The 22,797-nt window shown below is 62.9% G+C and carries 21 protein-coding genes; 5 read left to right on the top strand and 16 right to left on the bottom strand.

What is annotated here, in order from left to right:
- Window positions 1-7 precede the first annotated feature (7 nt).
- Window positions 8-1,456: an amino acid permease gene (locus LDN82_RS19635; RefSeq protein ID WP_224165524.1), complete on the bottom strand. Its 1,449-nt coding sequence runs from the start codon at window positions 1,454-1,456 to the stop codon at window positions 8-10.
- 251 nt (window positions 1,457-1,707) lie between these two features.
- Window positions 1,708-2,649: an aminodeoxychorismate lyase gene (locus tag LDN82_RS19630; RefSeq protein ID WP_224165523.1), complete on the bottom strand. Its 942-nt coding sequence runs from the start codon at window positions 2,647-2,649 to the stop codon at window positions 1,708-1,710.
- A gap of 96 nt (window positions 2,650-2,745) precedes the next feature.
- Between LDN82_RS19630 and cls the strand changes: the two genes are divergently transcribed.
- Window positions 2,746-4,218 carry a cardiolipin synthase gene (cls, locus tag LDN82_RS19625; protein WP_224089291.1) on the top strand — a complete coding sequence of 491 codons (1,473 nt, stop codon included), beginning with the start codon at window positions 2,746-2,748 and terminating at the stop codon, window positions 4,216-4,218.
- Window positions 4,219-4,221: 3 nt separating this feature from the next.
- Here cls and pabB read toward each other — a convergent pair whose 3' ends face one another.
- The 3 genes from pabB to LDN82_RS19610 form a co-directional block, all read right to left on the bottom strand.
- The gene (gene pabB, locus LDN82_RS19620; protein WP_224165522.1) at window positions 4,222-6,255 is read right to left on the bottom strand and encodes an aminodeoxychorismate synthase component I; all 2,034 of its coding nucleotides are present in this window, start codon (window positions 6,253-6,255) and stop codon (window positions 4,222-4,224) included.
- Complete coding sequence (locus LDN82_RS19615) at window positions 6,252-6,833, bottom strand: low molecular weight protein-tyrosine-phosphatase (protein WP_224165521.1); 582 nt, start codon at window positions 6,831-6,833, stop codon at window positions 6,252-6,254. Before LDN82_RS19615 ends, pabB begins: the two co-directional genes overlap by 4 nt.
- A gap of 98 nt (window positions 6,834-6,931) precedes the next feature.
- Window positions 6,932-7,570: a TetR/AcrR family transcriptional regulator gene (locus tag LDN82_RS19610; protein WP_224089284.1), complete on the bottom strand. Its 639-nt coding sequence runs from the start codon at window positions 7,568-7,570 to the stop codon at window positions 6,932-6,934.
- Between the two features lie 99 nt (window positions 7,571-7,669).
- On the opposite strand from LDN82_RS19610, the gene LDN82_RS19605 reads away from it, so the two are divergent.
- The gene (locus tag LDN82_RS19605) at window positions 7,670-7,987 is read left to right on the top strand and encodes a hypothetical protein (protein ID WP_224165520.1); all 318 of its coding nucleotides are present in this window, start codon (window positions 7,670-7,672) and stop codon (window positions 7,985-7,987) included.
- Between the two features lie 19 nt (window positions 7,988-8,006).
- Here LDN82_RS19605 and LDN82_RS19600 read toward each other — a convergent pair whose 3' ends face one another.
- From LDN82_RS19600 to LDN82_RS19590, 3 genes are read right to left on the bottom strand one after another with little or no spacing between them, the layout of a single operon-like run.
- Window positions 8,007-8,978, bottom strand: a complete 972-nt coding sequence (locus LDN82_RS19600; protein WP_224165519.1) for a ribokinase — start codon at window positions 8,976-8,978, stop codon at window positions 8,007-8,009.
- Window positions 8,975-10,438 carry an MFS transporter gene (locus LDN82_RS19595; protein ID WP_224165518.1) on the bottom strand — a complete coding sequence of 488 codons (1,464 nt, stop codon included), beginning with the start codon at window positions 10,436-10,438 and terminating at the stop codon, window positions 8,975-8,977. Before LDN82_RS19595 ends, LDN82_RS19600 begins: the two co-directional genes overlap by 4 nt.
- Window positions 10,438-11,499, bottom strand: a complete 1,062-nt coding sequence (locus LDN82_RS19590; protein ID WP_224165517.1) for a nucleoside hydrolase — start codon at window positions 11,497-11,499, stop codon at window positions 10,438-10,440. Before LDN82_RS19590 ends, LDN82_RS19595 begins: the two co-directional genes overlap by 1 nt.
- Before the next feature lie 159 nt (window positions 11,500-11,658).
- On the opposite strand from LDN82_RS19590, the gene LDN82_RS19585 reads away from it, so the two are divergent.
- A complete protein-coding gene (locus LDN82_RS19585) occupies window positions 11,659-12,693 on the top strand; it encodes a LacI family DNA-binding transcriptional regulator (RefSeq protein WP_224165516.1) in 1,035 nt (344 codons plus the stop codon).
- Between the two features lie 17 nt (window positions 12,694-12,710).
- On the opposite strand, the gene LDN82_RS19580 is transcribed toward LDN82_RS19585, so the two are convergent.
- The 3 genes from LDN82_RS19580 to LDN82_RS19570 all read right to left on the bottom strand — a co-directional run bounded on the left by LDN82_RS19580 (window position 12,711) and on the right by LDN82_RS19570 (window position 15,076).
- A complete protein-coding gene (locus LDN82_RS19580; protein WP_224165515.1) occupies window positions 12,711-13,334 on the bottom strand; it encodes a LysE family transporter in 624 nt (207 codons plus the stop codon).
- Between the two features lie 196 nt (window positions 13,335-13,530).
- Complete coding sequence (locus LDN82_RS19575) at window positions 13,531-14,391, bottom strand: hypothetical protein (RefSeq protein ID WP_224165514.1); 861 nt, start codon at window positions 14,389-14,391, stop codon at window positions 13,531-13,533.
- A 229-nt stretch (window positions 14,392-14,620) separates the two neighbouring features.
- Window positions 14,621-15,076 (bottom strand): hypothetical protein, encoded by a 456-nt coding sequence (locus LDN82_RS19570; protein ID WP_224165513.1) that lies wholly within the window; start codon window positions 15,074-15,076, stop codon window positions 14,621-14,623.
- 192 nt (window positions 15,077-15,268) lie between these two features.
- Between LDN82_RS19570 and LDN82_RS19565 the strand changes: the two genes are divergently transcribed.
- Window positions 15,269-16,360: a DNA polymerase IV gene (locus LDN82_RS19565; protein ID WP_224165512.1), complete on the top strand. Its 1,092-nt coding sequence runs from the start codon at window positions 15,269-15,271 to the stop codon at window positions 16,358-16,360.
- A gap of 23 nt (window positions 16,361-16,383) precedes the next feature.
- On the opposite strand, the gene LDN82_RS19560 is transcribed toward LDN82_RS19565, so the two are convergent.
- The 5 genes from LDN82_RS19560 to LDN82_RS19540 form a co-directional block, all read right to left on the bottom strand.
- A complete protein-coding gene (locus LDN82_RS19560; protein ID WP_224165511.1) occupies window positions 16,384-17,367 on the bottom strand; it encodes an aldo/keto reductase in 984 nt (327 codons plus the stop codon).
- A gap of 18 nt (window positions 17,368-17,385) precedes the next feature.
- The gene (locus tag LDN82_RS19555) at window positions 17,386-18,606 is read right to left on the bottom strand and encodes a DUF6596 domain-containing protein (protein WP_224165510.1); all 1,221 of its coding nucleotides are present in this window, start codon (window positions 18,604-18,606) and stop codon (window positions 17,386-17,388) included.
- Window position 18,607: 1 nt separating this feature from the next.
- Window positions 18,608-18,967, bottom strand: coding sequence for a YciI family protein (locus LDN82_RS19550; protein WP_224165509.1), 360 nt, complete (start codon window positions 18,965-18,967; stop codon window positions 18,608-18,610).
- 119 nt (window positions 18,968-19,086) lie between these two features.
- Window positions 19,087-19,902, bottom strand: a complete 816-nt coding sequence (locus tag LDN82_RS19545) for a class I SAM-dependent methyltransferase (protein WP_224089272.1) — start codon at window positions 19,900-19,902, stop codon at window positions 19,087-19,089.
- A gap of 29 nt (window positions 19,903-19,931) precedes the next feature.
- The gene (locus tag LDN82_RS19540; RefSeq protein ID WP_224165508.1) at window positions 19,932-20,456 is read right to left on the bottom strand and encodes a MarR family transcriptional regulator; all 525 of its coding nucleotides are present in this window, start codon (window positions 20,454-20,456) and stop codon (window positions 19,932-19,934) included.
- 165 nt (window positions 20,457-20,621) lie between these two features.
- On the opposite strand from LDN82_RS19540, the gene LDN82_RS19535 reads away from it, so the two are divergent.
- Window positions 20,622-22,793, top strand: a complete 2,172-nt coding sequence (locus tag LDN82_RS19535) for an MMPL family transporter (RefSeq protein ID WP_224165507.1) — start codon at window positions 20,622-20,624, stop codon at window positions 22,791-22,793.
- Window positions 22,794-22,797: the final 4 nt, after the last annotated feature.

Here is a 22,797-nt window from a genome sequence, read left to right as displayed (position 1 = left end):
AAAGAAGTCAGGAGGCCACGGGAATCTTGGCGCGTCGTCCGTACTTGAAGTAGAAGAACGCGTAGCAAGCCCCTACGAACGGGATGCCGAACAGCAGTGCCGCTACCTGGTTGGGGTCAAAGGCAATGCCGATCAGGGACACAACGCACAGCGCGAACGCAAGGATCGGAACCAGAGGGAAGAACGGTGCCTTGTAAGGGAGCGTGCTGAGGTCGCCGCCGTTCCTGATAAACGTACGCCTGTACACGAAGTGCGAGGCCACGATGGACATCCACACGCCCACAGTTGCAAAGCCGGCGATCGAGACGAGAACCAGGTACACGGTTGCCGGCGCCACAATGCTGCTGATCAGCGAGGCAAGGCCACCGAGCATGCTGACGCACAGGGCAATCATCGGGATGCCACGCTTGGTTAGCTTCCTGAACGCCTTGGGGGCGTGTCCTTCGTCGGCCAGCGAGAAGAGCATGCGGGCACAGGAGTAGAGTCCACAGTTTCCAGCAGACAACAGGGCGGTGATGATTACGAAATTCATGATGTCCGCAGCGAACGGAATGCCGAGCATCGAGAAGACGGTGACAAACGGGCTTTCGTCAACGCTGACCTTCTCATAGGGGATGGTCGCTGCGATGACGGTAATCGCCCCGACAAAGAAGATCATGAGACGGATGACCGTGGTCCGCATGGCCTTGGGGATGTTGGCACCGGGATTGGATGTTTCGCCGGCGGCCACACCGATCAGTTCGGAGCCTGAGAAGGCGTAGAAGACCGCCAGGCAGGTGACGAAGACGCCCGTGAAGCCGTTGGGGAACAGCCCCTCGGGTGTGCTGAAGTTGCTGGTGAGCGACGGGTAGTCGCCTGCGGCGAGCGGGTGGAAGCCCATCAAAGCGGCGCCACCCAAGACAATCAGGCCGACGACGGCGGCAACCTTGATGAGCGCGAACCAGAACTCTGATTCACCGAAGACACGCGATGAGATGGCATTGAGGGTGAACAGGACGCTGGCGAATATGAAGCACCAAATCCAGACGTCGACGCCAGGGAACCAGCGCTGCATGAGCAGGCCGGCCGCAGTGAATTCCGAACCCAATGCCACCGCCCAGCAAAGCCAGTAGAGCCAGGCCGTGGCGAAACCGGTGGCAGGTCCGATGGTCCGGGCAGCGTAGATATGGAAGGCACCGGAAACGGGGAACGCAACGGCGAGTTCCCCGAGGCATGCCATCACCAGGTAGACCACCACGGCTCCGATAAGGAACGCGAGAACGGCGCCCAAAGGGCCCGCGGTGGCAATGGTGTAACCCGAGCTGACGAAAAGGCCTGAGCCGATGACGCCACCCATGGCAATCATCACCAGGTGCCGGGCCTCCATGGACCGGCGAAGCCCTGTCTGTGAGGCGCCAGTCTCCGACTGCGCCTCGGGTGCCGATGCCTCGGCTGTTGTGGGGGAGCTGTGTCCCATATTCCCTCCGGGAAGTTAGCCAGCAAAGTCTCAAATGGTGTTGGGAGGACGTGATCCAACTAACACGAGAACAAGATTCATCACATGACGGACGCCCATTTCAAGGAGGATAAGGAACGCGATTGAACCCCCGTGAAGGTCACTGCTGAGACCAAGAGTTCCTTATCAATAAGTCATGCGAGCAATTACTCTACTTGTCATCTGCTAGGTTCCAAGCGGAGCAGAGTAGGCCTCAGTCTGGCCGGCCGGAATTACTCGATCCCGGCAAACAGCTCATTCAGTTCGGCAGTGAGCTGCTTCCGGACAGCGGGAGTACCGATCTCGTGGCCGTTGATGTGATTCACGGGCGCGATCAAGCGGATGCTCGAAATGAGCCAAACGGCGTCTGCGTCGAACAGGTCCTGCGGCACCAGCGGCCCATACCCGAGCTCCCAGCCGGCAGCCTTCGCGGCGGCGAACAGCGCGCCCTGCGATGTACCGGGGAGAATGCCGCTATCCAGTTGCGGCGTGATGAGGCGACGAACAGTCCTGACGGAACCCTCGCCGTCGTCCACTGTCTCGAGGTGGGCGAGCAACACAGTGGACGTCGGCCCCTCAAGAACGCGGCCATCCGTGGAGGTGAAGATGGCGTCATCGGCGCCCTGCTTGTGGGCGTAACGCAGCGCAGCCATGTTCACGGCGTAGGAGAGCGTCTTGGCGCCCAGCAGCAGCCACGGCGCACGCTCGCCGGCTTCGGTGTCGAAGCCGCGGTCCAGGAGGACGACGTCGATGCCCGTCTCGCGCTGCCGGCGGCTGCCTGCGGGTGAGGGCGAGGCCTGTACCCAGCATGTGGGGCTGGCCGCACCTTCAACGCCACGGGTCACGATCAGCTTGATGACGACTTCGTCCTCTTCGGGTGTCGGCGCGGGGTGCACCGTGCGGAACTCCGTGATCGCGGTGTCAATCGCCCTTCGCCAGACGTCCTGCTCCGGAATCGACAAGTCCAAGGCAGCTGCGGAAGTGCCCAGCCGGTTCAGGTGTGCCTGAACTTTGCGCGCCCTGCCCTGCACGGCCAGAAGGGACTCGAACACGCCGTCGCCACGGGTAGCGCCCAGGTCCGTGGCCATGAGCTGGGGCTGGCTGGAATCGGCAATGCGGCCGTTTTCGAAGGCCGGGTCCAGGAAAACGAGAACCGTGGGGGCAGGAGAAGTCATGTTCCCAGCTTAGTGCGGCACCCCGGTGCGGCCCTCCTGCACGGCGGGCGGATAGGCTGTGGTCACCGTTAGTTCTTGGACCGTGGGGGTTGTGGAGTGCTTTTTCCTTTTCCGATTGGCCCGGAATGGACCTGGCTTTTAGGTGCTTGGGCCATTGCGGAAGTCATCATGCGCATCGTGCTGCTGGGCATCATTCCCGGAAACCGTCGCCCCACCACGGCCATGGCCTGGCTTCTGGCTGTTTTCCTCGTCCCGACCGTTGGGTTCGTGCTCTTCCTGCTTTTTGGCAATTTCCGTTTGTCCAAGCGCCGGCGTGAGCAGCAGGAACAAGTGAACCATCGAGTTCGCGCTGTCACCTCCGACCTGGCCGACCCCGTCAGCACCTATCCTGGCCCGGAATGGGTGAAGTCCGCGGGTGAGTTGAACCATCGCCTTGGCTCGCTGCCGATGGTCGATGGCAACAAGGTGGAGCTCATTCCTGGCTACCAGGAGTCCATCAAAGCCATGGCCGAGGCAGTGCGGGGTGCTACGGACTACGTCAATGCAGAGTTCTACATCATGAGCAGCGACTTCGTAACGGATGAATTGCTCACTGAACTGGAGAAGGCCGCCGAGCGGGGTGTAACCGTCAGGCTCCTCTTTGACCACATCGGAACCCTGCGCATCAAGGGCTACCGCCGCTTGGTCCGCCGGCTCAAGGCAGGCAAGATCCAGTGGAAGCGGATGTTGCCACTGCTGCCCATCCACGGCCAGTGGCGCCGCCCCGATCTCAGGAACCACCGCAAGATCCTGGTCATCGACGGGACGCTGGCCTTCACCGGCTCGCAGAACCTGATCGAGCCCTCCTATAACAATCCCAAGCATCGCCGTGCCGGCCGTCAATGGGTTGAACTCATGGCCCGGCTTGAAGGGCCGATTGTGGCCACCCTCAACGTAGTTTTCGCAACCGACTGGCTCAGCGAAACCGACGAATCACTCGAGAGCCAGCTTCGCCTTCCCGCCCAGCCCTCCCCGGGACAGGTCACGGCCCAGGTGGTCCCGAGTGGTCCAGGGTTCGCCACCGAGAACAACCTGCGCCTGTTCAATACGCTGATCTACTCGGCGCAGCACAGGATCTCCATCTGCAGCCCGTACTTCGTGCCTGATGACTCCCTGCTCTATGCGATCACTACAGCTGCCCAGCGCGGCGTGGATGTGGAGCTCTTTGTTTCGGAAAAGGGTGACCAATTCCTGGTCCACCACGCCCAACGTTCCTACTACGAAGCACTGTTGGAAGCGGGTGTCCGCATCTACCTGTACCGGGCGCCGTACGTACTCCACGCAAAGCACTTCACGATCGACGACGAAGTTGCGGTTCTCGGTTCCAGCAATATGGACATGCGCTCCTTCTCCCTGAACATGGAAGTTTCGGTGATGCTGCTGGGCGCCGAAACCGTGAACCTCATGCGGGCCGTGGAGTCCACGTATCGCGAGGTATCCCGTGAGCTTACGTTGGACGACTGGATGGACAGACCCCCCTTGGCCAAGTACGTGGATAACGTCGCGAGGTTGACCGCGACGCTCCAATAGTCCTCAGCCGGGGAAGTCGGCCCCGAGCGTCGACAACACGCCAAACGCCTTGGTCCGGATCTCTTCGTACTCGTCGTCGGCCACCGAATCGGCGGTGATTGCCCCGCCGACGCCCAGGCTCAGCTTTCGCCCGCCGTCGTCGTCGGGATTCACCACCAGGGTTCGGATCACGACGGCGAGGTCCGTGGCAGCATTCAGCGAGAAGTAGCCGATTGCTCCCGAATAGATACCGCGGGGACCCGCCTCAAGCTGGTCAAGAATGTCCATGGTGCTGATCTTCGGCGCCCCGGTCATTGAACCGGCCGGGAAGGCCGCAGCCACGGCCTCTGCCCGCGGAGCGCCAGGGCGGAGATGTGCGTCCACGGTGCTCACCATTTGATGCACCGTGGCGTAGCTTTCGATCGCGCACAAGCGGCTGACCGTCACCGAGCCCGGAACGGCGAAATGGCTCAGGTCATTTCGCAGCAGGTCCACGATCATGATGTTTTCGGCGCGGTCCTTCAGCGACGTCTCCAGGTCGCGGCGCAGTTCGGCGTCCTCCGTGGGGTCGGCGGAACGCCCACGCGTGCCTTTGATCGGCTCGGCCCGCATGCCGCCGTCGGAGAGAATCCGCAGGAAGCGTTCGGGCGAAGTGCTCGCGACAACCAGCTCGCCGAACCGAAGGTAACTGGCGAAGGGTGCCGGATTGCGGCGACGCAATGCCCGGTAGCTCTCCCACGGATCAAGCCCGCCGGCAGGGGCTTCAAGCATGGTGGTCAGGCAGACCTCGTATGAGTTGCCTTCGCTTATTTCATGCTGGGCGTCGGCGATTTTGCGCTTGTAGTCCGTCGCGCTGTCACGGCAAGTGAATTCCGGAGCCACCTCGGAAGCCGGCCCGACGGCGGAAACAGGGGCGGCTGAAGCAGCCCCGACGGCGGTTCGAGCCTCGCGGAACCAGTCATCGGCGTCGGGCGCGTCCAAGGCGAGCAGCCACACAGTGTGCTCGCGATGATCCAGCACCACGGCCCGTCCAGCGAAGAGCAGGGCGGCGTCGGGAGTCCCTGCCTGGACGTCGTTCCCCCCGGTTTCCCGCTTGAGCTCGTAGCCCAGATAACCCAACCAGCCGAGCGTGAACTGGCCATCGTAGCCGCGGGGTGCGCGCACGGCCCGGCGTCCCCATACGGAATCGAGCCAGCGGAAGAAGGGTCCGGCGGTTTCCACGGTGGCTGTTCCGACCGTTACCTGGGTGGTTCCCTGACGGTGCTGGACGGACTGTCCGAACGTGCCGCCGTCGTCCGCCAGAATGCTGAAGCGGCTTCGGGCAGCAGCCTGGGACGTCCCAGAAACCGCGGATGCGTTGGAGGAATCCAACCAGACAGCGTTGGCCGAGGAACCGTAAAGGTTCTGAAAGAGCGCCTCGGCGTCAGGAGCGGCGCTGATCTTTTCGGACCGGAGCTGCAGGCCGCGGCGCGCGCTGAGTTCCGGCGAGAGGATCGCTGCCAGCGACGGCAGGTACCGCATGGCCTGCAGGACGTCGTCCGGGGCGTTGCCATCCGCGAGGTTCTGGACACGGATGTCTGCTGCGCCGATGACAGGGTCAGCTTCGAGCCAAAGATCTTCCTGGGCGGCCCAGGTGTCCCAGTAGGGTTCGTAGGTATCTCCGTCACGGGCCAAAGCCCGGCGACGGCGGTCGTCCCCGGGGGATTCGACCCAGACGATGGCGTCCAGCATCGGGCGCGCGGCGTTTGCTGCTGCCCCGACACCCTCGACGATCACGATTTCGGCTGGCAGCGTGACGTGCAGCGCGCCGTCGTAATGCTTTTCCCAATCCCAGCTGACCCACTCTGCTGCCTCGCCTTGGCTCAAGGGCGTCAGGACCGTTGCGATGTATCGTTCGATGCCTGTGGCAAGGCCGTTCCAGCCGGGATAGATGTCTTCAAGATGGAAAAGGGAAACCTTGTGGTGCTCCCGAAGGCGGGCCGCCAGCTCGACGGCCAGCGTGGTCTTGCCCGCGCCGGACCGCCCGTCGACGGCGATGATCACGGGTGCAGGGGTCATGACATAGAGGTTACCTGCTGGTGCTCGGTGGCTCCGTCCCGGACGTCGCTGGCGCTACTCCCGCGGTCTTCCGCTAGGGCAGCGCCCACGTGGCGCACAATGCCTGGAATGGCGGCTTTGATGAGGGTCCAGGTGTTGTCGAAGTCGGTGTGGCCGCCGTACCAGGGATCCTCGATACCCAAATCCAGGGAACTGCGCCCAGCCATCATGGGATCGAAGCTGCGCAGCATCCGGACTTTTGCCAGCGATTCGCGATCCGGTGCGCCCTCCTGGAGCCAGCCGAAATGGTCGACGTCCAGCGCCAGGATGAGATCCCGCTCAGTGAACCACTCTTGCCGCCACTGGCGTGCGACGTGATCCTCGGAAGCGATGTGGTGGGCGGTCAGTTTGCGGGCCGCCCGGGGATCGATCGGGTGCCCCACCTCGTACCCGGTGGTGCCTGCTGAGTCCACGACGACCAGCTTGCCGAGCCCTTCCGCTTCGAAGGCCTCGGTAAGCATGAGCGCTGCCATGGGCGAGCGGCAGATGTTTCCAGTGCAGACCGTGATGATGCGGTATGGGCTCGTCGTTGAGTACATGCAGCAAGCATGGTTGATGGCACCCCTTCTTGGCTAGGGGCCACTTCACAACGAAGTCACTTTTCCTGTCAAAGCTGTCACAGGGTGTATGGGGGCGGCTACTGGGCCACTGAGGCTGGTGCAATTTCTGTGGCCGACGACCCGGCAGGTGCCGCTTCCGCAGCCAGCGCGGAGGCAGTCAGGTAGACGGTACGCACGACGGCGGCGCGTCGCCTTTCGAGGCGGCCGGGGTCGTTCCCGGCCATGAGTCCATCGAGTGCAGGCAGCACGGGCGCGGCATCGCAAAGACTCACGATGGTGATGAGGAGATCGCCGGCGTCTTCCCTTGAGATTCCAGGAAGGGCTGCAATGGTGCTGTTGACCTTGGACGCACAGTTGGCCATCCGTTTGGGCAGGCCCACAACTTCAGCGCCGCGTTCCAGGCCTTCCCAGAAGAGGAGGCGCGGCGCGGTCGCATCTTTTTGGTGGTGGTCAAAGAGCCGGCCAGCGTAGTCAGCCATGGCCTCCGGACCCTTTCCATGAATGGGTACTTCGTCCATGAGGGAGCTGAGCGCCGCGACGATAACCGCGTCAAAAAGGCCGTTCTTGTTGCCGAAGTACTGGTAGATGCGTTCCTTGTTGACACCCGCCTCAGCCGCGATGCGGTCAATCCGGGCCCCGGCAAGTCCGCGCGCGCAAAACTCGGACGTCGCCGCCTCGAGCAGGAGTGACTTGGTGCGTTCTGTGTCCCATGCCATAACTACAGATTACCATTTCCCAACTAACTAGTTGTATTTGCTCCCGAGTGCGGTTATGGTGGGACCAAGCTAAATGCAACTATCTGGTTGGAGAATGCCATGACCACTCAAACAACGCCGGAAATCGCCGTTCAGTCCTCGTCACCCGCAGTCCCGGCTCGCCCGAAAGTTCCCTCCGTCCACGTGAGGGCACTGATCACCTGGCTCGCGATCTTCCCCTTGGTATCCATCGGCATGCTGTTGCTCGGGCCAATCATGGAGCCGTGGCACCCTATCCTTCGGGCACTCCTGCTGACGGCGCTTGTGGTCCCGGCCGCGGTCTACGTTGTGGTCCCCAAGCTCATGGCCGGCCACGGCGCCCTCACCCGCAAGGCAGTGGAGCGCTCGGCCCAACGCGCAGCCCGCAAGTCCCGCTAACCCACCTGGGACGCTGGGACTAAACGCTCCGCAAGCGCTCCACATCCGCGATGCTGGGATAGGCGGCCTGAGTGCCCTTCTTCGTGGCGGCCAACGCGGCAGCCACTGAGGCGAACCCGGCGGCGTCGGCGAGGGAGTCTCCGGCAGCCAGGCGTGCAGCGACCGCCCCCGTAAAAGCATCACCGGCACCCGTGGTGTCGACGGCCGAAACGCGGGTAGGGGCAATGCGCGTGATCTGGTCCTGGGTACCCCGGGCCAAAGAATCCAGCACAACAGACCCGTGGGCGCCCAGCGTTACCAGCACGCGCTGCAAACCCCGGTCAGCAAACTGGCTACGTACCGGCTCCCACGCTTCGGCCTCCGCGTCGGCGGCAGGAACGTCGGCTTCGCCACCAAGGAACAGTGAGGCCTCGTGCGCATTGACCAGCAGTACGTCGCTCAACTCGGCCAGGACCTCCGGCACCTCCGCGTAAGGCGAGAGGTTCAACAAGACGGTAGCGCCGGCGTCGTGCCCTGCTTGTGCAGCGGCGATCACAGTATCGATCGCGACTTCAAGGCAGAGGCAGACCACCGCAGCATTGTTGAAGGTGTCCGCTGCCGCGCGCACGTCCGCCGGGGTTAGAGTCCCGTTTGCCCCGGCCGAGATGATAATGCTGTTCTCGCCGCCGGCATCCACCGAGATGACCGCGACGCCCGTCGCGGCATCCGAGCGTCGGACGCGGGTAACGTCCACGCCGGCGTTGGCGGTCGACTCCAGGAGCATGGTGCCGTTGGCGTCATCGCCCACTGCGCCCACCAGGCTGACCTGGGCACCGAGCTTGCTGGCCGCCACCGCCTGGTTGGCACTCTTGCCACCGGGATTTACGGCGAAACCATTGCCGTGGACCGTCTCGCCGGGCTTCGGGAGGCGGTCGCAGTAGATCGTTAAATCGGCGTTCAGGGAGCCGACGACGACGACCCCCGCCGTGGGTGCTTCGGCTTCTGTGCTCATGCGGTGACCTCTTTCTCGGATGTCTCGTTGTCCGCACCTTCGGTGACTTCGGCATCAACCGGTTTGGGGATCAGCAGTGAGGCTCCGAAGGCGGCCAGGGTGATGGCGAGACCCACCACCACAACGGTGAGGTACGACGCCTTTGCGTCGCCAAGTGCGGACGTTGCAACGAGGACCGCGGGCAGGACCAGGAAGCTCAGGCCGGCGCCGAGGTTGAAGGCGCCCGCGTTCATTCCGGGAAGGAAGCCCGGATTGCCTTGGGGCGAGAGGACCACGCCGAGTCCGTTCAGCATGATGTTGACGGTACCGGCGTACATGATGCCCAGCAAGGCTGTGCCCACGATCATCATCGGCAGGTTGTTCAGGCCGAAGAGCGCGATGATCGCCAAGGCTACGAGGCTGCCCACCAGGCCGATGCGAAGGACCTTCGTGTAGCCGAGGACCGGGGCGAGCCTGCCGCTGATCGGGCCGAAGAGCCAACCCAGCAGTGCGTACGGCGTGAGGATCATGAGTGACATCTCGGTAGGGCCGACGCCGAAGCCGGGTTCGGCCGCCTGAACGAAGGCAGGGACGATCCCATTAATGACGGCGAAGATGCCGGTCATGGTCAGTGTGGTGGTCAAAAGCGGAGCCCACGTGGAACGCTGCCGCAGGTGCACGGTTTCGACCATGGGCTGCTTGGCGCGCTTTTCAACGGTCCAGAAGGCGAAGAACGCGACGGCGGCAACCAGGATGAGGGCGACTGCGAGGGTCAAGGTGCCGGCGTCGAAGGCCGTTGCCAGCTTGGAGCCTTCGTTCAGTGCCGTCAGCAGTGCGCCCACGGCGATCACGATGAAGAAGACGCCCAGCCAGTCCATGGTGGTTCCGGCAGCAGGTTTGCTTTCGCCGGCCAGGACAGCGATCAGAACCGTAGCCACGAGTGCCAGGGCCACCATGAGCCAGAAGATGCTGCGGAATCCGAAGTTCTCGGCGAAGTAGCCGCCCACGAACGAGTCGACGCCGGCCACCCCACCGTTCACCGCGGTGATGAGGCCCATGAGCGTGCCGTATTTGCGGGGGTTGCTCACTGCAGAGCGGAGCATGATGAGGCAGAGCGGGACGGTGGGACCGCTGACGCCCTGGATGATGCGGCCTACGAAGAGCCACGTGACATCGGGTGCGAGTGCGGCGATGACCGAACCAACTGTCATCAGGAGCATCATGCCCACAAGGATCTTCTTGCGGCCCACGATGTCGCTGAGGCGGGGGAGGAAGAGGGAGAACAGTGCGGCGGCCGTGAAGAACCAGGTCTGGGAGAGGCCGATGGTTGCTTGGTCGGTCTGGAGCTCATTGCCCATGGTGACCAAGGCGGGACTGAGCATGGAGGCGTTGAGCTGGAAGGCTACGCAAGCTGCCAGCAGGGCGACCATGAGGGCAGTGACATTGCCGCGCGTGGACTTGGTTTCTGCGGGGATGGACATTACTTGGCCTCTTCTGCTGCCACTGCGGCTGTAGCGTCGGTGACGTCCGCCGCAGCCGTGGCGTTAGCTCCGTCGTCGAGCGTTGGTTCGCCAATCCGTTCGATCGCGTCCGTGACCAAATCCCAGAACTTCTTGTGATCCAGATCCACGGCCACGGACGTGTGGCAGTCCTCCGGGGCGGGCGCGCGGAAGTCGGCAACGGTCATGCCCAGAGTGAGCCTTCCCTGCAGCTCGATGTCGACGGGGACCTTGCGGGTGGTCATCACGGTGGGGTCGATGACGTAGGCGACGGCGCACGGATCGTGGACCGGCGGGAAGTCGAAGCCCTGGGCATCCTTGTAGGTCTTTTGGAAGAAGTCCATGAGTTCCATGACGAACTTGGCCGGCTTGGTGCCGATTTTTGCGATGCGGTCCACTACTTCGTCTGTGGCCAGCGCCTGGTGAGTGAGGTCCAGGCCGACCATCACCACGGGCCACTTTTCGTTGAACACTATGTGTGCGGCTTCGGGATCGATGATGATGTTGAACTCGGCAACGGCGCTCCAGTTGCCCACGTGGTAGCCGCCGCCCATGAGGACGACTTCCTTGACGCGCTCAACGATGCGGGGTTCCTTGCGGGCGGCCATCGCGATGTTGGTGAGGCCCGCGGTAGGGACGAGCGTGACGGTGCCCGGCTCATGCGCCATGACGGTTTCAATGATGAGGTCGACGGCGTGGCGCGGGTCCAGCTCGAGGGTGGCCTCGGGCTGTTCCGGACCGTCCATTCCGGAATCGCCGTGGATGCTCGGGGCAGTCTCGATGGTGCGCACAAGGGGACGGTCGCAGCCGGCTGCGAAGGGAACGCCAGTGATGCCAGCGATCGTGGCTACCGAGAGGGCGTTGCGCGTGACTTTTTCGAGGGTCTGGTTGCCCACGACGGTTGTCACTGCGAGGAGCTCGATGTCCGGGTTGCCGTGGGCCAGAAGCAATGCCACTGCGTCGTCATGGCCGGGGTCGCAGTCAAGAATGATCTTCTTGGGTGCTGTCATGGGGGTGGGGTCCACGTTTCGTCTCCACGTCATTGGGGCCTGCCAGGGTCTTGCCTGAAGCAGGGCGGTAAGCATTCATTGGGAATTCTGGCACTGCTTCCGGTCTCACGTCAAGCGCTTAACGTTAATTGCGTTAAACGCTTGATGCCTTGAGGGGAGTAGTGCGTGCCGCAACAACGCTACGATCGATGCATGGATACCCTGGATCGGCGGAACGCCCGCGCACCCCGTGTAACGGCCGCGATGGTGGCTGCCCGGGCCGGGGTTTCCACCGCCACGGTCTCCTTGGTGGCCAACGGCAAGACGCAAGGACGGGTATCCGAGGACAACATCTCGCGGGTCCGCTCAGCGATCGCCGAACTTGGATATGTGGTGGACAGCATTGGGAGTTCGCTGGCACGCGGAGTCAGCTCCATCGTCATCCTCGTGACGCCCGACGTCTCCAACCCGTTCTTCGCCAACGTCATCGCAGGCGTCCGGGAATCGCTGGGCCCGGAATACCAACTGCTGCTCTCGGTGACCGACGCAGGGGAGTCGCCGCAAGCTGAGGATGTCCGCAAGTTGTTGGCGCTCCGTCCGGCCGGCTTGCTGGTGGGTGCCCCCAGTGCCGGGTTTCTTCAGGACCTGGCCGCGGCCGGTCCGCTGGTGCTCCTGGATGCCCCGGGGCTTGAGTCCTACGCCCCGTCCGTGAACCTCGACGTCGCGCAAGGCGCACGTGAGTTGGCCCGGCATCTGGCTGCGTCCGGACATACGCGGGCCGCCTACGTGGACGGCATTACCGGCACCACCACTTTCCACCTGCGCAGGGAAGCCTTCCTTGAGGAGGCCGCCGCGTGCGGGCTCCTGGTTGCCGACGGGCATGTCATCAGTACCGCGATCGACGTCGGTGCTGCCGCCGCCGCGTTCGCCGACGCCTGGCCCGCGTGGCAGCGTGAGGGGGTGACCGCCGTCGTCTGCGGTACCGATACCCACGCATATGGCGTGCTGCAGGAAGCGCGTGTGGCGGGCGTGCGGATTCCTGCCGAACTGGCTGTGGCGGGCTTCGATGACCTCCCGTATTCAGCCACCAGCAATCCCAGCCTCACGAGCGTGCACCTGCCCGCGACCCCGCTTGGACTCAAGGCGGGGGAGCAGCTGCGCGGGCTCATGGAGGGCCGGGATTTGGAGGAGCCCCACGTGACGCTGGAGAGCTCCTTGGTGGTTCGCGGTTCTACATCGCTGGTCTAGCGCGCCTTTTGGCCCGCTTAGTGGATGGTGGCGAGCAGGATGCCAACCAGGACGAAAAGGCATCCGAAAATGCGGTTGAGGACCCTCTGGCCGCGCTCGTCATGGGTGAAGCGCTGAAATGAACGTGCTGCCAGAGCGAAGAAGAACCACATCACCATGATGTCGATGGCCAGGATCGTGGCGGTCAGCACTGCATATTGCTGGAGCAGCGGCTGCTCTGGCCTGATGAATTGCGGCATGAAGGCAAGGAAGAACACGATTGCCTTGGGATTCAGCAGGTTCACCCAGACGCCCCGTTGGAACATGGACATCGCCGACTCGTTCTTGCGGCTGTCCACCTTTTCCTCGTCCAGGTCCGGCTTGTGCAGGAACTGCCGGATCCCCAGGTACACCAGATACGCGGCGCCTGCGTAGCGGACGACGTTGAATATCACGGGCGAATTGGAGACCAACACACCCACGCCCAAGGCCACGATGACGATGTGGATGACCAAGGCCAATTGTTGGCCGAGGATGCCCCAGATGGAGCGTCGGAAGCCTGAATTGAGCGAATTGCTCATGGTGAAAATGGCACCGGCGCCGGGAGTGAAACTGATCAGGGTGCCGGCGCCAACCAGGGCCAGCCAAAGTGAAAACTGCACCGTCTCAGCTTAAGCCGGTGAGACGGGTGCCCGGGACGCGCTGGGTCAGACCCCCTTTGGCGGCGCCATGTCGGGGCCCGTGCCTCCACGACTCACTTTGGCGCTCTCTGCCGCGGAATGCACCCGAAACAGGTTGATTTCCGCCGGCCTTGGGTTGAAAGTGGGTCGCGGACGTACCGTCGACCCTACGTAGGGATCAGTTCGGCGGAGCTAGGAAATCGCGTGCCGCATCGACGATGGCCACCACCACGGTCGAAGAAGAGATTACTGTAATCCACTGGCGAAGGTTGCCGCTGAGGATGCCGCCATAACGACTCTTAATTCTCATGGAGTGATTCCCTTTATAGACTTCTCGGACTAGACGACTGACTTGCTTGATCATTTCCGAGTTGACATTGCCAGGGTCTTTTCTGCCCTCGTCTGAAAGACTGTTGGCGATTCTTGAGATCCGTTTATTTTCAGCTGAGAACCCAAGCCGTCGGGCAGCCGCTAGGAATGATCCACCCGCGGCGACCAAGGTTCGCTTATCGGCCGCCGTCGAACTTGGCCCGTATTTGTTGGCTAGCAAGACGAGTGTCAGTGCAGTCCCGAGGAGGCGTCGGCGGCGGGATATGAATAACTGCAAAGCAAACACCAGTAGGGCTGCCAGTGCGCCCAACGTCACTCCAAGAGTTGACGCGATTTGAAATCCATTCCAGTTTTGCAGTCGTTCAAATTGCCACAAGGCAGAAAGGAGCAAGTAGAACGCCGTAGCAGTCCCAAATCCGAACGTGCAGATGACAAAGGCCGTAGAAGTGTTTTGTTTCAAATCCAGGATCATCTCGCGGCGATCCCGCGGCATCTTCGGAAGAAAAGGCTCGAGTCTCGCAACCCAACGTCGGCGCAAGTTCGGATAGAACTTCCATGGGTTCGTTGACCGTTCGGCCCGCAGCATCGTTTGTTGAAGAAAGACCGCGACGAGGCCAGCGACGCCAACGCCTGCAAACACAGCCCAAATGACGAAGGCGATGGTCCCCATGGCTTCAGCACCTGCATGTGGCACCTCGATAACTGTCATACCGCGTACTTCTCCTTCTTGGTGGGATTAGTCGTTGTGTTGTGCTATACGAACCGCAAGGCTAGGACCGGATTCAAACACAATTGTCTGTATCACCTCATATAGCGTCGGAGGCGAACGGTACTTTTTGTCCACTACTGTCCTCTGGCCAGGCCTCGTAAAGTATGTGGCGAGATAGCCAGAAACATGACGCTTGGTCGCTGACGGAGCCCTGCCGCAGCCTGTTGAACTACGGACAGTTGCCCAAGATCGAATGACGCCAGTGGAGCATGGTCTCTGGCAGATCCGTGCCGCTTCGGTCAAAGTACGACTGGACGTCTACGTGCATGGAAGATGCTTCGGCGATGCCGAAGCTGCCAATCATATGCAGGCCACTTGCTTCTGCCCGTTTCCTTAATTGCTCCACATCGGCAGAAGTAGGCTGAGCACTTTCAAAGTCATACGCCTGCCAGCTGCCAGCGTACGCGATGGCAAAGTACTTGGTTCCTTCGACGGGAAGGAACTCGAGAATGTCGTCAAAGAGTGGCTCCAGCGGCCCTTCAAATTGAAGACTTGCAACACCGACGCTGCTGAAACACATGTCAGAATCGAGGCCGACCACCACGAGCCGCGTGAGCGGAATCCCATTGGGGACTATATATGGACGCGCGAGCACCTGTATGTCAAAACCACCTTGAATTATCATGCCTTGAGGCTATTGCTGGCTCGGCAGTGATTGGCTGTGGCAATTGGCCTATGTGGACAAACTGGTTGACGGGGCCCCGTACCTCCACGACCCACTTTGGCGGCGCCAAGCGACAAACGCACGCGGAATAGGTTGATTTACGCCGAGGTCGAGTTCAAAGGGGGTCGTGAAGGTACAGCCACCGCCCCGGGGATGGGGCAAACTGGTGCCGTGAGCGGAATCCCGTGGGTGCTGCACGTTGACCTCGACCAGTTCATTGCGGCGGTCGAGGTCCTCCGGCGGCCTGAGCTTGCCGGCAAGCCGATCATCGTTGGCGGCCGGGGGGATCCTACGGAACGCGCTGTGGTGTCCACGGCATCGTATGAAGCCAGGGCGTTCGGCGTGGGTTCCGGAATGCCACTGCGCATAGCTGCCCGGAAAGTGCCCGATGCCGTGATCCTTCCCGTCGACCAGGAGGCTTACCTGGCGGCCTCGCACGTGGTGATGTCCACCCTGCGCGCACAGCCGGGCGCCACGGTTCAGGTGCTGGGCTGGGATGAAGCCTTTGTGGGCGTTGAAACCGAAGATCCTGAGGCATACGCACGACAGATCCAAGCTGCCATCCTGGAGCAAACCCGGCTGCATTGCAGCGTGGGCATCGGCGACACCTTGGTCCGCGCGAAGAATGCCACGGATTTTGGCAAGCCCGCGGGAATCTTTCGGCTGACCAAAGAGAACTGGCTCACGGTCATGGGAAGCAAACCCACCAAGGAACTGTGGGGCGTTGGTCCCAAGGTGTCTGCCCGGCTGGCCAAACATGGGATCACCACAGTCGCCGAGCTTGCCGCGTCCGATCCCCAGGACCTGGTCCCGGAGTTCGGCCCCAAGATGGGCCCTTGGTATGCGCAGCTAGGTCGGGGTGAAGGCTCCAACGAAGTGGACGACACCCCGTGGGTTGCCCGCGCACACGGCCGCGAGACCACGTTCCAGCGGGATCTCACGGAACCCTCACAGATCAGCGACGCCATCAAGGAGCTGACAGCGCGCGTCCTCGAAGACGTGGCAGCTGAGGGGCGGCCGGTGGTGGGGCTGACCCTCAAAGTCCGGTACGCCCCGTTCTTCACCAAGACCTACGCAAGGAAGATCCCGGAGACCTTCGACCGGGACGAAGTCCTGGCGCAAGCCCTGGACGTCACGGCGCGGATCGAGCCCGACCGTCCCATCCGGCTTCTGGGAGTACGCGCCGAAATGTCGATGCCCGACGACGCACGAAAGGGACACACCCCGACGCGTAGCGGATGGTGACATGCACGACGGCGGTCGGCCGGCTACCAGCGCGGGTGGATCGCTTCGCGGAAATAGCGGTCATAGATGTCCTGGACCCCGGCGGTGAGTCCTGAACCGACGTCCTGCATCGCTCCCGCCTCAGCGTTCGCATGTGCCTGCACTGAAGAACGGGCACCGGGGATGACCGTGCTGACACCGTCCTGGGCGATCACCCAGGCGAGGGCCGCTTGGGCGGTGCTGACGCCGTCGGGCACTAATGCGCTGAACTCTTGTGCGGCCTTAACGCCGGTGGCGAAATCGACGCCCGAGAAGGTCTCGCCGACGTCGAATGAGGAGCCGTCGCGGTTGTAGTTGCGGTGGTCGTTCTCCGCGAACCCGGTTTCCGGCGTGTACTTTCCGGACAACAGTCCAGACGCCAGCGGCACTCTGGCGATGATGCCGACTCCGGCCTGCTTTGCTGCCGGGAGAACTTCATCGAGCGGCTTCAGGCGGAAGGCGTTCAGGATGATCTGGACGGACGCGGTATTCCCGCGGTTGATGGCTTCAAGGGCTTCGTCGGTCCGCTCGACACTGACGCCATAGTTGCGGATGACGCCTTCGCTGACGAGCGTGTCCAAGGCGTCGTACACCTCATCCCGCGTGTAGACGGTGGTGGGCGGGCAATGCAATTGGACGAGGTCCAGGGTGTCCTGCTGCAGATTCCGCCGGGAACGGTCAGTCCACGCGCGGAAGTTGGCGAGCGTGTAGTTTTCGGGCACCTGGTCCACGCGCCGGCCCATCTTGGTGGCAACCAGCAGGTCCAGCCCGGGATTGGCGCGCAGGAAGCGTCCGATCAGCTGCTCGCTTCGGCCATCGCCGTAGACGTCGGCCGTGTCGAAGAAAGTAACCCCGCCGTCGACCGAGGCCTCCAGGACGGCAAGTGCGTCTTCCTCTGTGACGTCACCCCAGTCCGCTCCGAGTTGCCACGTGCCTAGTCCAACGGTGGACACCGACCGGCCGGTCTTACCAAGTATGCGTTGTTCCATGGATTCGACTATATGGGGTCAAGACGCGTCCATTCGCGCCACTTTGCCCATCAAGTACCGCCGCTCCTGGAGGCTGCCTGTCTTTTTGGCGGCCACGAGGTAGGCGGCGCGCGCGTCCACATAGGAGCCTGCCATTTCATGCAGGTGGCCGCGCACAGCATCCAGGCGGTGTGAGCGACCGATCGCCGAATCCAGCCCTGCGAGCAGCTCAAGCCCAGCGGTTGGCCCCGTCACCATGGCCACAGCCACAGCACGGTTCAGCGTCACCACGGGACTGGGCGCCACGGCTTCAAGGACCGTGTACAAGGCGAGGATCTGGGGCCAGTCCGTTTCGGCATCAGAGGGCGCCTCGGCATGAACGGCCGCGATCGCGGCCTGGAGTTGGTACGGTCCAGCCGCGCCGCGACCGAGCACGGAAGAAAGGAGCGCGATGCCTTCCTCTATCTGCCCGCGGTTCCATAAACTCCGGTCCTGTTCGGACAGCGGCACGGGCATTCCGTCAGCCAGGGTGCGCGCGGCACGACGGGAGTCCGTCAGCAGCATCAGAGCGAGCAAACCGGTGGCCTCGAACTCGTCCGGCGCCACGCCCACCAGCAGGCGTGCCAAGCGGATCGCTTCGGTGGTGAGGTCTTCGCGCTGCAGTGAGTCGCCCGAGCTTGCGGCGTAGCCTTCGTTGAAAATCAGGTACAGGACGTGAAGTACGACGCCGAGCCTCGCCTTCCGCTCGGACTCCGGCGGCATGTCGAAACGGGCGCCTGCCTTCTGGATCCCCTGTTTCGCACGGCTGATGCGCTGGCCCATGGTCGCCTCGGGGACGAGGAAAGCAGAGGCGATTTCCGCCGTCGTGAGTCCCCCTACGGCCCGGAGCGTCAAGGCGAGCTGCGATGGCGCACTTATTGAGGGGTGGCAACACAGGAACATCAGGGTCAGGGTGTCGTCGGCTTCAGACGCCGTGCTGTCCTGGAAGCTGACCTCCATGGCGGCGACGCGTTCCTCCCGGGCACGGCGCGCGCTTTCACTGCGCCATACATCAACCAGCCGGCGGGACGCGACAGCCAGCAGCCATCCTTTGGGATTTGTTGGCAGCCCGGATGGCCATTGCACCGCTGCCTCAATGAGGGCCTCCTGGACGGCATCCTCGCAGGCATCGAACTGGCCGTGCTTGCGCGCCAGCACGCCGAGGACCTGCGGCGCCAACGTACGCAGCAGGTCCTCGATGTCGCGTGGGGGAACGGCCAAACTAGACCTCCGGGGGACCGTCCGGGATAGCGCGGAGTTCCACCACCTGCGAGTACTTGACGATGCTCGAGCAGATTTCCACGGCGCGTTCCTCGCTGGCCACATCCACCACCCAGTACCCGATCAGCGATTCCTTCGACTCGGCGTACGGCCCATCGGTGGTGATGATGCCGTCCGGGGTCTGCTTGACCAGCTTGGCTGTACCGGGATCGGCCAGTCCGGCGTTGAAGACGAGTTCGCCGGACTGAGTCAGGTCCTTGTCGATCTGGATCATGAACCCGATCATTTGCTTGACCCACTCCGGGTCGGCAGTTTCCATCATGCCCTCGGCGGATCCGAACATCATGATCATGTATTTCATCTCAAACTCCTTATGAAGTGGCGCCCTGTTTGGGTGCTTTCACTCATGGGTCGGAACTGCGGGGCGCTTTTCTACATGGTTCGGCAAAGTTTTTTTTGCGTCAGGACGCCACGCGCAACCTAGGCCCGGGCGATCACCTCGCCGTTGGGAATGAGGAAGTAGCCATCGTCCGTTGCTCCCCAACGGTGCCAGCCTGCGGCGATCCTGGCGAGATCGGCCTCGTTGGCGAAGCCGTATTCGAGGGCTTGCTCGGCAAAGGCGGAGTGGAGGACGCGTTCGCTCCACACGCGGGACTGCCATGCCCGCTGTTGGGCCGTCGCGTAGAGCCAGTTGCTGCTGCTGGGTGCCACTTGTGCAAAGCCTGCCTGCTGCGCCCAAGAGACCAGCCGACGGCCGGCATCCGGTTCGGCACCGTTGCGTCGGGCGATCTTCTGGTAGAGCTCCATCCAGTCATCGAGCTCGGGAACCTCCGGGTACCAGCTCATGCCGTGGAAATCGGCGTCGCGTACGGCCACGATCGCGCCCGGCTTGGCCACGCGGCGCATTTCACGCAGGGCGGCGACGGGGTCAGTCAGGTGCTGGAGGACTTGATGGGCATGGACGAGGTCAAAGGACTCGTCCTCAAACTCGAGATCGTAGATATTGCCGGTGCGGAACTCTACGTTGTCCACGCCGCGGTCCTTGGCCAGTTCAGTTGCCTGGGCGACGATCTCCGCCGAGCGGTCCAGGCCGATGACCTGTGCGGGCGCAACCAGCCCCGCGAAATCGCACGTGATGCTGCCAGGTCCGCACCCGACGTCGAGGACCGACGTCCCCGGAGTTAGATGCGGTATGACAAACGCGGCCGAATTCTCGGCCGTCCGCGAGGCGTGGGCCCGGACAACCGACTCGTGGTGCCCGTGGGTGTAGACATCTTCAGGCTGGTGCGCGTTCATAGGGAAACGCTACAACTTCGGCGGTGGATTTAGGCGGAAGGCGGTGAGGGGCTCTTCTCCGCGGTTTCCGTGCGGGCCGCTACGGTGGCCTGGATCATATCGGTTATGAAGCGTCGGACAACGTCCAGTTCTTCAGCGCTGTAGGCGCCCATGGCCTTGCCCATACGGAGGGCCAACGGCATGAACAGGGCACTTCCATCCCGGTAGGCCTTGGGGGTCATGTGCAGTTGGACCTGCCGGCGATCGGTGCCGAGACGGTCACGGGTGAGGTGGCCGGAGGCGTGCAGCCGGTCAACCAACGCCGTGGTGGCAGGGGAGCTAAGGCGCAGTTCACTTCGGAGGACGCCCGGCGTGACAACCCGGCCGGCGGCAGAATGGCGCATGATCACTGCCAGGGCGTTGAGATCCGTCCGATGCATGTCGTTCCGGCCACCGGCGGCGTCAACATAGTGGTTGGCTTCCAGGGTGAAGTCCTGAAGGAGCCGCACCAAATCCTGGGGTGCCGCGATTTCCGGGCGTTCGCCGCCGGGGTGCGGGCCCGAAGCCTCAGACATCCTGCCCTCCCGCCTACGTTCAACCTTGATTACTGCCCTGTCGGATATTACTCCCCGCCAAACAGGAATCCGGCATCAGCAAATGGTTCACTCTTGGAATAATTCCATCATAAAGATATTCTGTGGTGGAATAAAGAGACTCTCAAGCTTCCGGAAGAAGGACCCATGAACCCGCAGAAGGTACCGTTCTGGCTTCGATGGTTGGTGCCCGTGGTGCTTGTCATCATCTGGCTTGGCATCGCCGGCGTTGGCGGCCCAACGTTCGGGCGCCTGGACGAAGTCTCCTCCAATGACCAGGCCTCGTTTCTCCCAGCAGGCGCCGAAGCGACGGAAGCCGGTAACTGGCAGGCGAAGTTCCGTGATTCCAAGGAGATCCCTGCCGTGGTCATCGTTGAGAACGGGACGGCCCTCACCCCGGCCCAGCTGGGCGAAGCAGCCCAGCTGAAAGCCGACATCGAGGCGCTCAAGCTGGGTGACGCCGTCGTCGGGCCTCTTCCCTCGGAGGACGGCAAAGCTGTCCAGTTCATCGTGCCAATAGCGTCCTCGGATGAGCTGCGCGACAAAATCCAGGAACTGCGCGACGTTGTTCAACCGGGCGCTCCCGACGGGACTCGCGCCTTCGTCACCGGTCCCGCCGGGCTGACCGCCGATCTGGTGAACGCGTTCGGCGGCATTGACGGCATCCTTCTGCTGGTGGCCCTTGGCGCCGTGTTTGTCATTTTGCTGCTCGTGTACCGCTCACTTGTGCTGCCTCTGGCAGTCCTCCTGACATCGGTCTTTGCGCTCTGCGCGGCCATTCTCCTGGTGTTCGCCATGGCCAAACTGGGCTGGATCCAGCTCAATGGCCAGAGCCAGGGCATCCTGTCCATCCTGGTGATTGGTGCGGCCACCGACTATGCGCTGCTGTATGTGGCTCGATTCCGCGAAGCACTGACCCACACCACCAACCGCACGAGGGCAGTGCTCACGGCATGGAAAGCCTCCTTCGAACCGATCCTTGCGTCCGGCGCGACCGTCATCATCGCCCTTCTTTGCCTGCTCTTCTCCGACCTGAACTCCAACAAGGCGCTGGGTCCTGTGGCAGCTGCCGGAATCCTTTGCTCGCTCTTCGCCGCGCTTACCCTCCTGCCAGCGCTCATGGCCCTGCTGGGCCGCGCCGCGTTCTGGCCCTTCCGCCCCAAGCTCCTGCCCGACGACGAACGCGAACCCGAGCTGGTTACTGGACTTGAAGGGCAAAAGGGTCTGTGGCGGGCAACTGCTTCGCTGGTTTCCCGGCGGCCGCGCGCCATATGGGTGGCTTCGGTCCTGCTGCTCCTGGTGGCTTCGGCAGGCGTCCTGCAATTGAAGGCCAACGGCGTCCCCCAAACGGACGTCATCCTCGCGGCCTCCGACGCCGTGGACGGCCAGGACGCGCTGGCGCGGCATTTCGACGCCGGCAGCGGCAGCCCCGCCGTCGTGGTCGCCTCCGAAGATTCCGCGCAGGAAGTGCTGGACAAGGTCAAAGCGGCCGATGGCGTGGGTGACGCCTACCTCCTGGCCGACGGAAATGTGCCCATCACCGGTGCTCCGGGAACTCCGACCGATCCCGTCGTCCGCGAGGGCAAGGTGCTGATCAATGCGACGCTCGACTCTGCCGCCGACTCGATCGAGGCCGAAGAAGCTGTGAAGTCGCTCCGTGCGGCCGTGAAAGATGTCGACGCCGGCGCTTTGGTTGGCGGGGTTACTGCCACGGCGCTGGACACCAACATGACCGCGCAGCGCGACCTGGTGGTCATCATCCCCATCGTCCTGGTGGTCGTCCTCTTCATCCTGATGCTCCTGCTGCGCTCCGTTGTGGCGCCTGTGCTGCTGGTGCTGTCCGTGGTCCTGTCCTATGCGGCAGCCATGGGCGTCTCGGCCCTGGTGTTCAACGGGATTTTCGGTTTCCCAGGTGCAGATGCCACGGTTCCACTCTTCGGGTTCGTCTTCCTGGTGGCATTGGGCGTGGACTACAACATCTTCCTCATGAGCAGGGTGCGCGAGGAATCGTTGAAGCACGGAACCCGGCCTGGAATCCTCCGTGGCCTGGGCGTTACGGGTGGGGTGATTACGTCAGCCGGTGTTGTGTTGGCTGCTACGTTCGCCGCCCTCGGAGTTATTCCCATCATGTTCCTCGTGCAACTGGCCTTCATCGTGGCGTTCGGGGTGCTGCTGGATACCATTCTGGTCCGCTCACTGTTGGTGCCCGCGCTCGCATACGACATCGGACACCGGATTTGGTGGCCAGCTAAGCCCGGCCGGCAGGCTGATGCAGTGGCGCGTCCCCGTGAGGAGGAACGGACGGCGGTGGGACGGTAGTTCG

It is taken from the genome of Arthrobacter sp. StoSoilA2, from assembly GCF_019977195.1.
Lineage (GTDB): Bacteria > Actinomycetota > Actinomycetes > Actinomycetales > Micrococcaceae > Arthrobacter.
This window is presented reverse-complemented; position numbering and strand designations above follow the sequence as displayed.

Coding starts and splice junctions, on each gene's coding strand:
- LDN82_RS19550 (WP_224165509.1), bottom strand. CDS start 18,967: ATGAAATACATGATCATGATGTTCGGATCCGCCGAGGGCATGATGGAA.
- LDN82_RS19585 (WP_224165516.1), top strand. CDS start 11,659: ATGGATACCCTGGATCGGCGGAACGCCCGCGCACCCCGTGTAACGGCC.
- LDN82_RS19570 (WP_224165513.1), bottom strand. CDS start 15,076: ATGATAATTCAAGGTGGTTTTGACATACAGGTGCTCGCGCGTCCATAT.
- LDN82_RS19535 (WP_224165507.1), top strand. CDS start 20,622: ATGAACCCGCAGAAGGTACCGTTCTGGCTTCGATGGTTGGTGCCCGTG.
- LDN82_RS19575 (WP_224165514.1), bottom strand. CDS start 14,391: ATGACAGTTATCGAGGTGCCACATGCAGGTGCTGAAGCCATGGGGACC.
- LDN82_RS19605 (WP_224165520.1), top strand. CDS start 7,670: ATGACCACTCAAACAACGCCGGAAATCGCCGTTCAGTCCTCGTCACCC.
- pabB (WP_224165522.1), bottom strand. CDS start 6,255: ATGACCCCTGCACCCGTGATCATCGCCGTCGACGGGCGGTCCGGCGCG.
- LDN82_RS19630 (WP_224165523.1), bottom strand. CDS start 2,649: ATGACTTCTCCTGCCCCCACGGTTCTCGTTTTCCTGGACCCGGCCTTC.
- LDN82_RS19560 (WP_224165511.1), bottom strand. CDS start 17,367: ATGGAACAACGCATACTTGGTAAGACCGGCCGGTCGGTGTCCACCGTT.
- LDN82_RS19590 (WP_224165517.1), bottom strand. CDS start 11,499: ATGACGTGGAGACGAAACGTGGACCCCACCCCCATGACAGCACCCAAG.
- LDN82_RS19545 (WP_224089272.1), bottom strand. CDS start 19,902: ATGAACGCGCACCAGCCTGAAGATGTCTACACCCACGGGCACCACGAG.
- LDN82_RS19600 (WP_224165519.1), bottom strand. CDS start 8,978: ATGAGCACAGAAGCCGAAGCACCCACGGCGGGGGTCGTCGTCGTCGGC.
- LDN82_RS19540 (WP_224165508.1), bottom strand. CDS start 20,456: ATGTCTGAGGCTTCGGGCCCGCACCCCGGCGGCGAACGCCCGGAAATC.
- LDN82_RS19595 (WP_224165518.1), bottom strand. CDS start 10,438: ATGTCCATCCCCGCAGAAACCAAGTCCACGCGCGGCAATGTCACTGCC.
- LDN82_RS19610 (WP_224089284.1), bottom strand. CDS start 7,570: ATGGCATGGGACACAGAACGCACCAAGTCACTCCTGCTCGAGGCGGCG.
- LDN82_RS19565 (WP_224165512.1), top strand. CDS start 15,269: ATGGGGCAAACTGGTGCCGTGAGCGGAATCCCGTGGGTGCTGCACGTT.
- LDN82_RS19615 (WP_224165521.1), bottom strand. CDS start 6,833: ATGTACTCAACGACGAGCCCATACCGCATCATCACGGTCTGCACTGGA.
- LDN82_RS19635 (WP_224165524.1), bottom strand. CDS start 1,456: ATGGGACACAGCTCCCCCACAACAGCCGAGGCATCGGCACCCGAGGCG.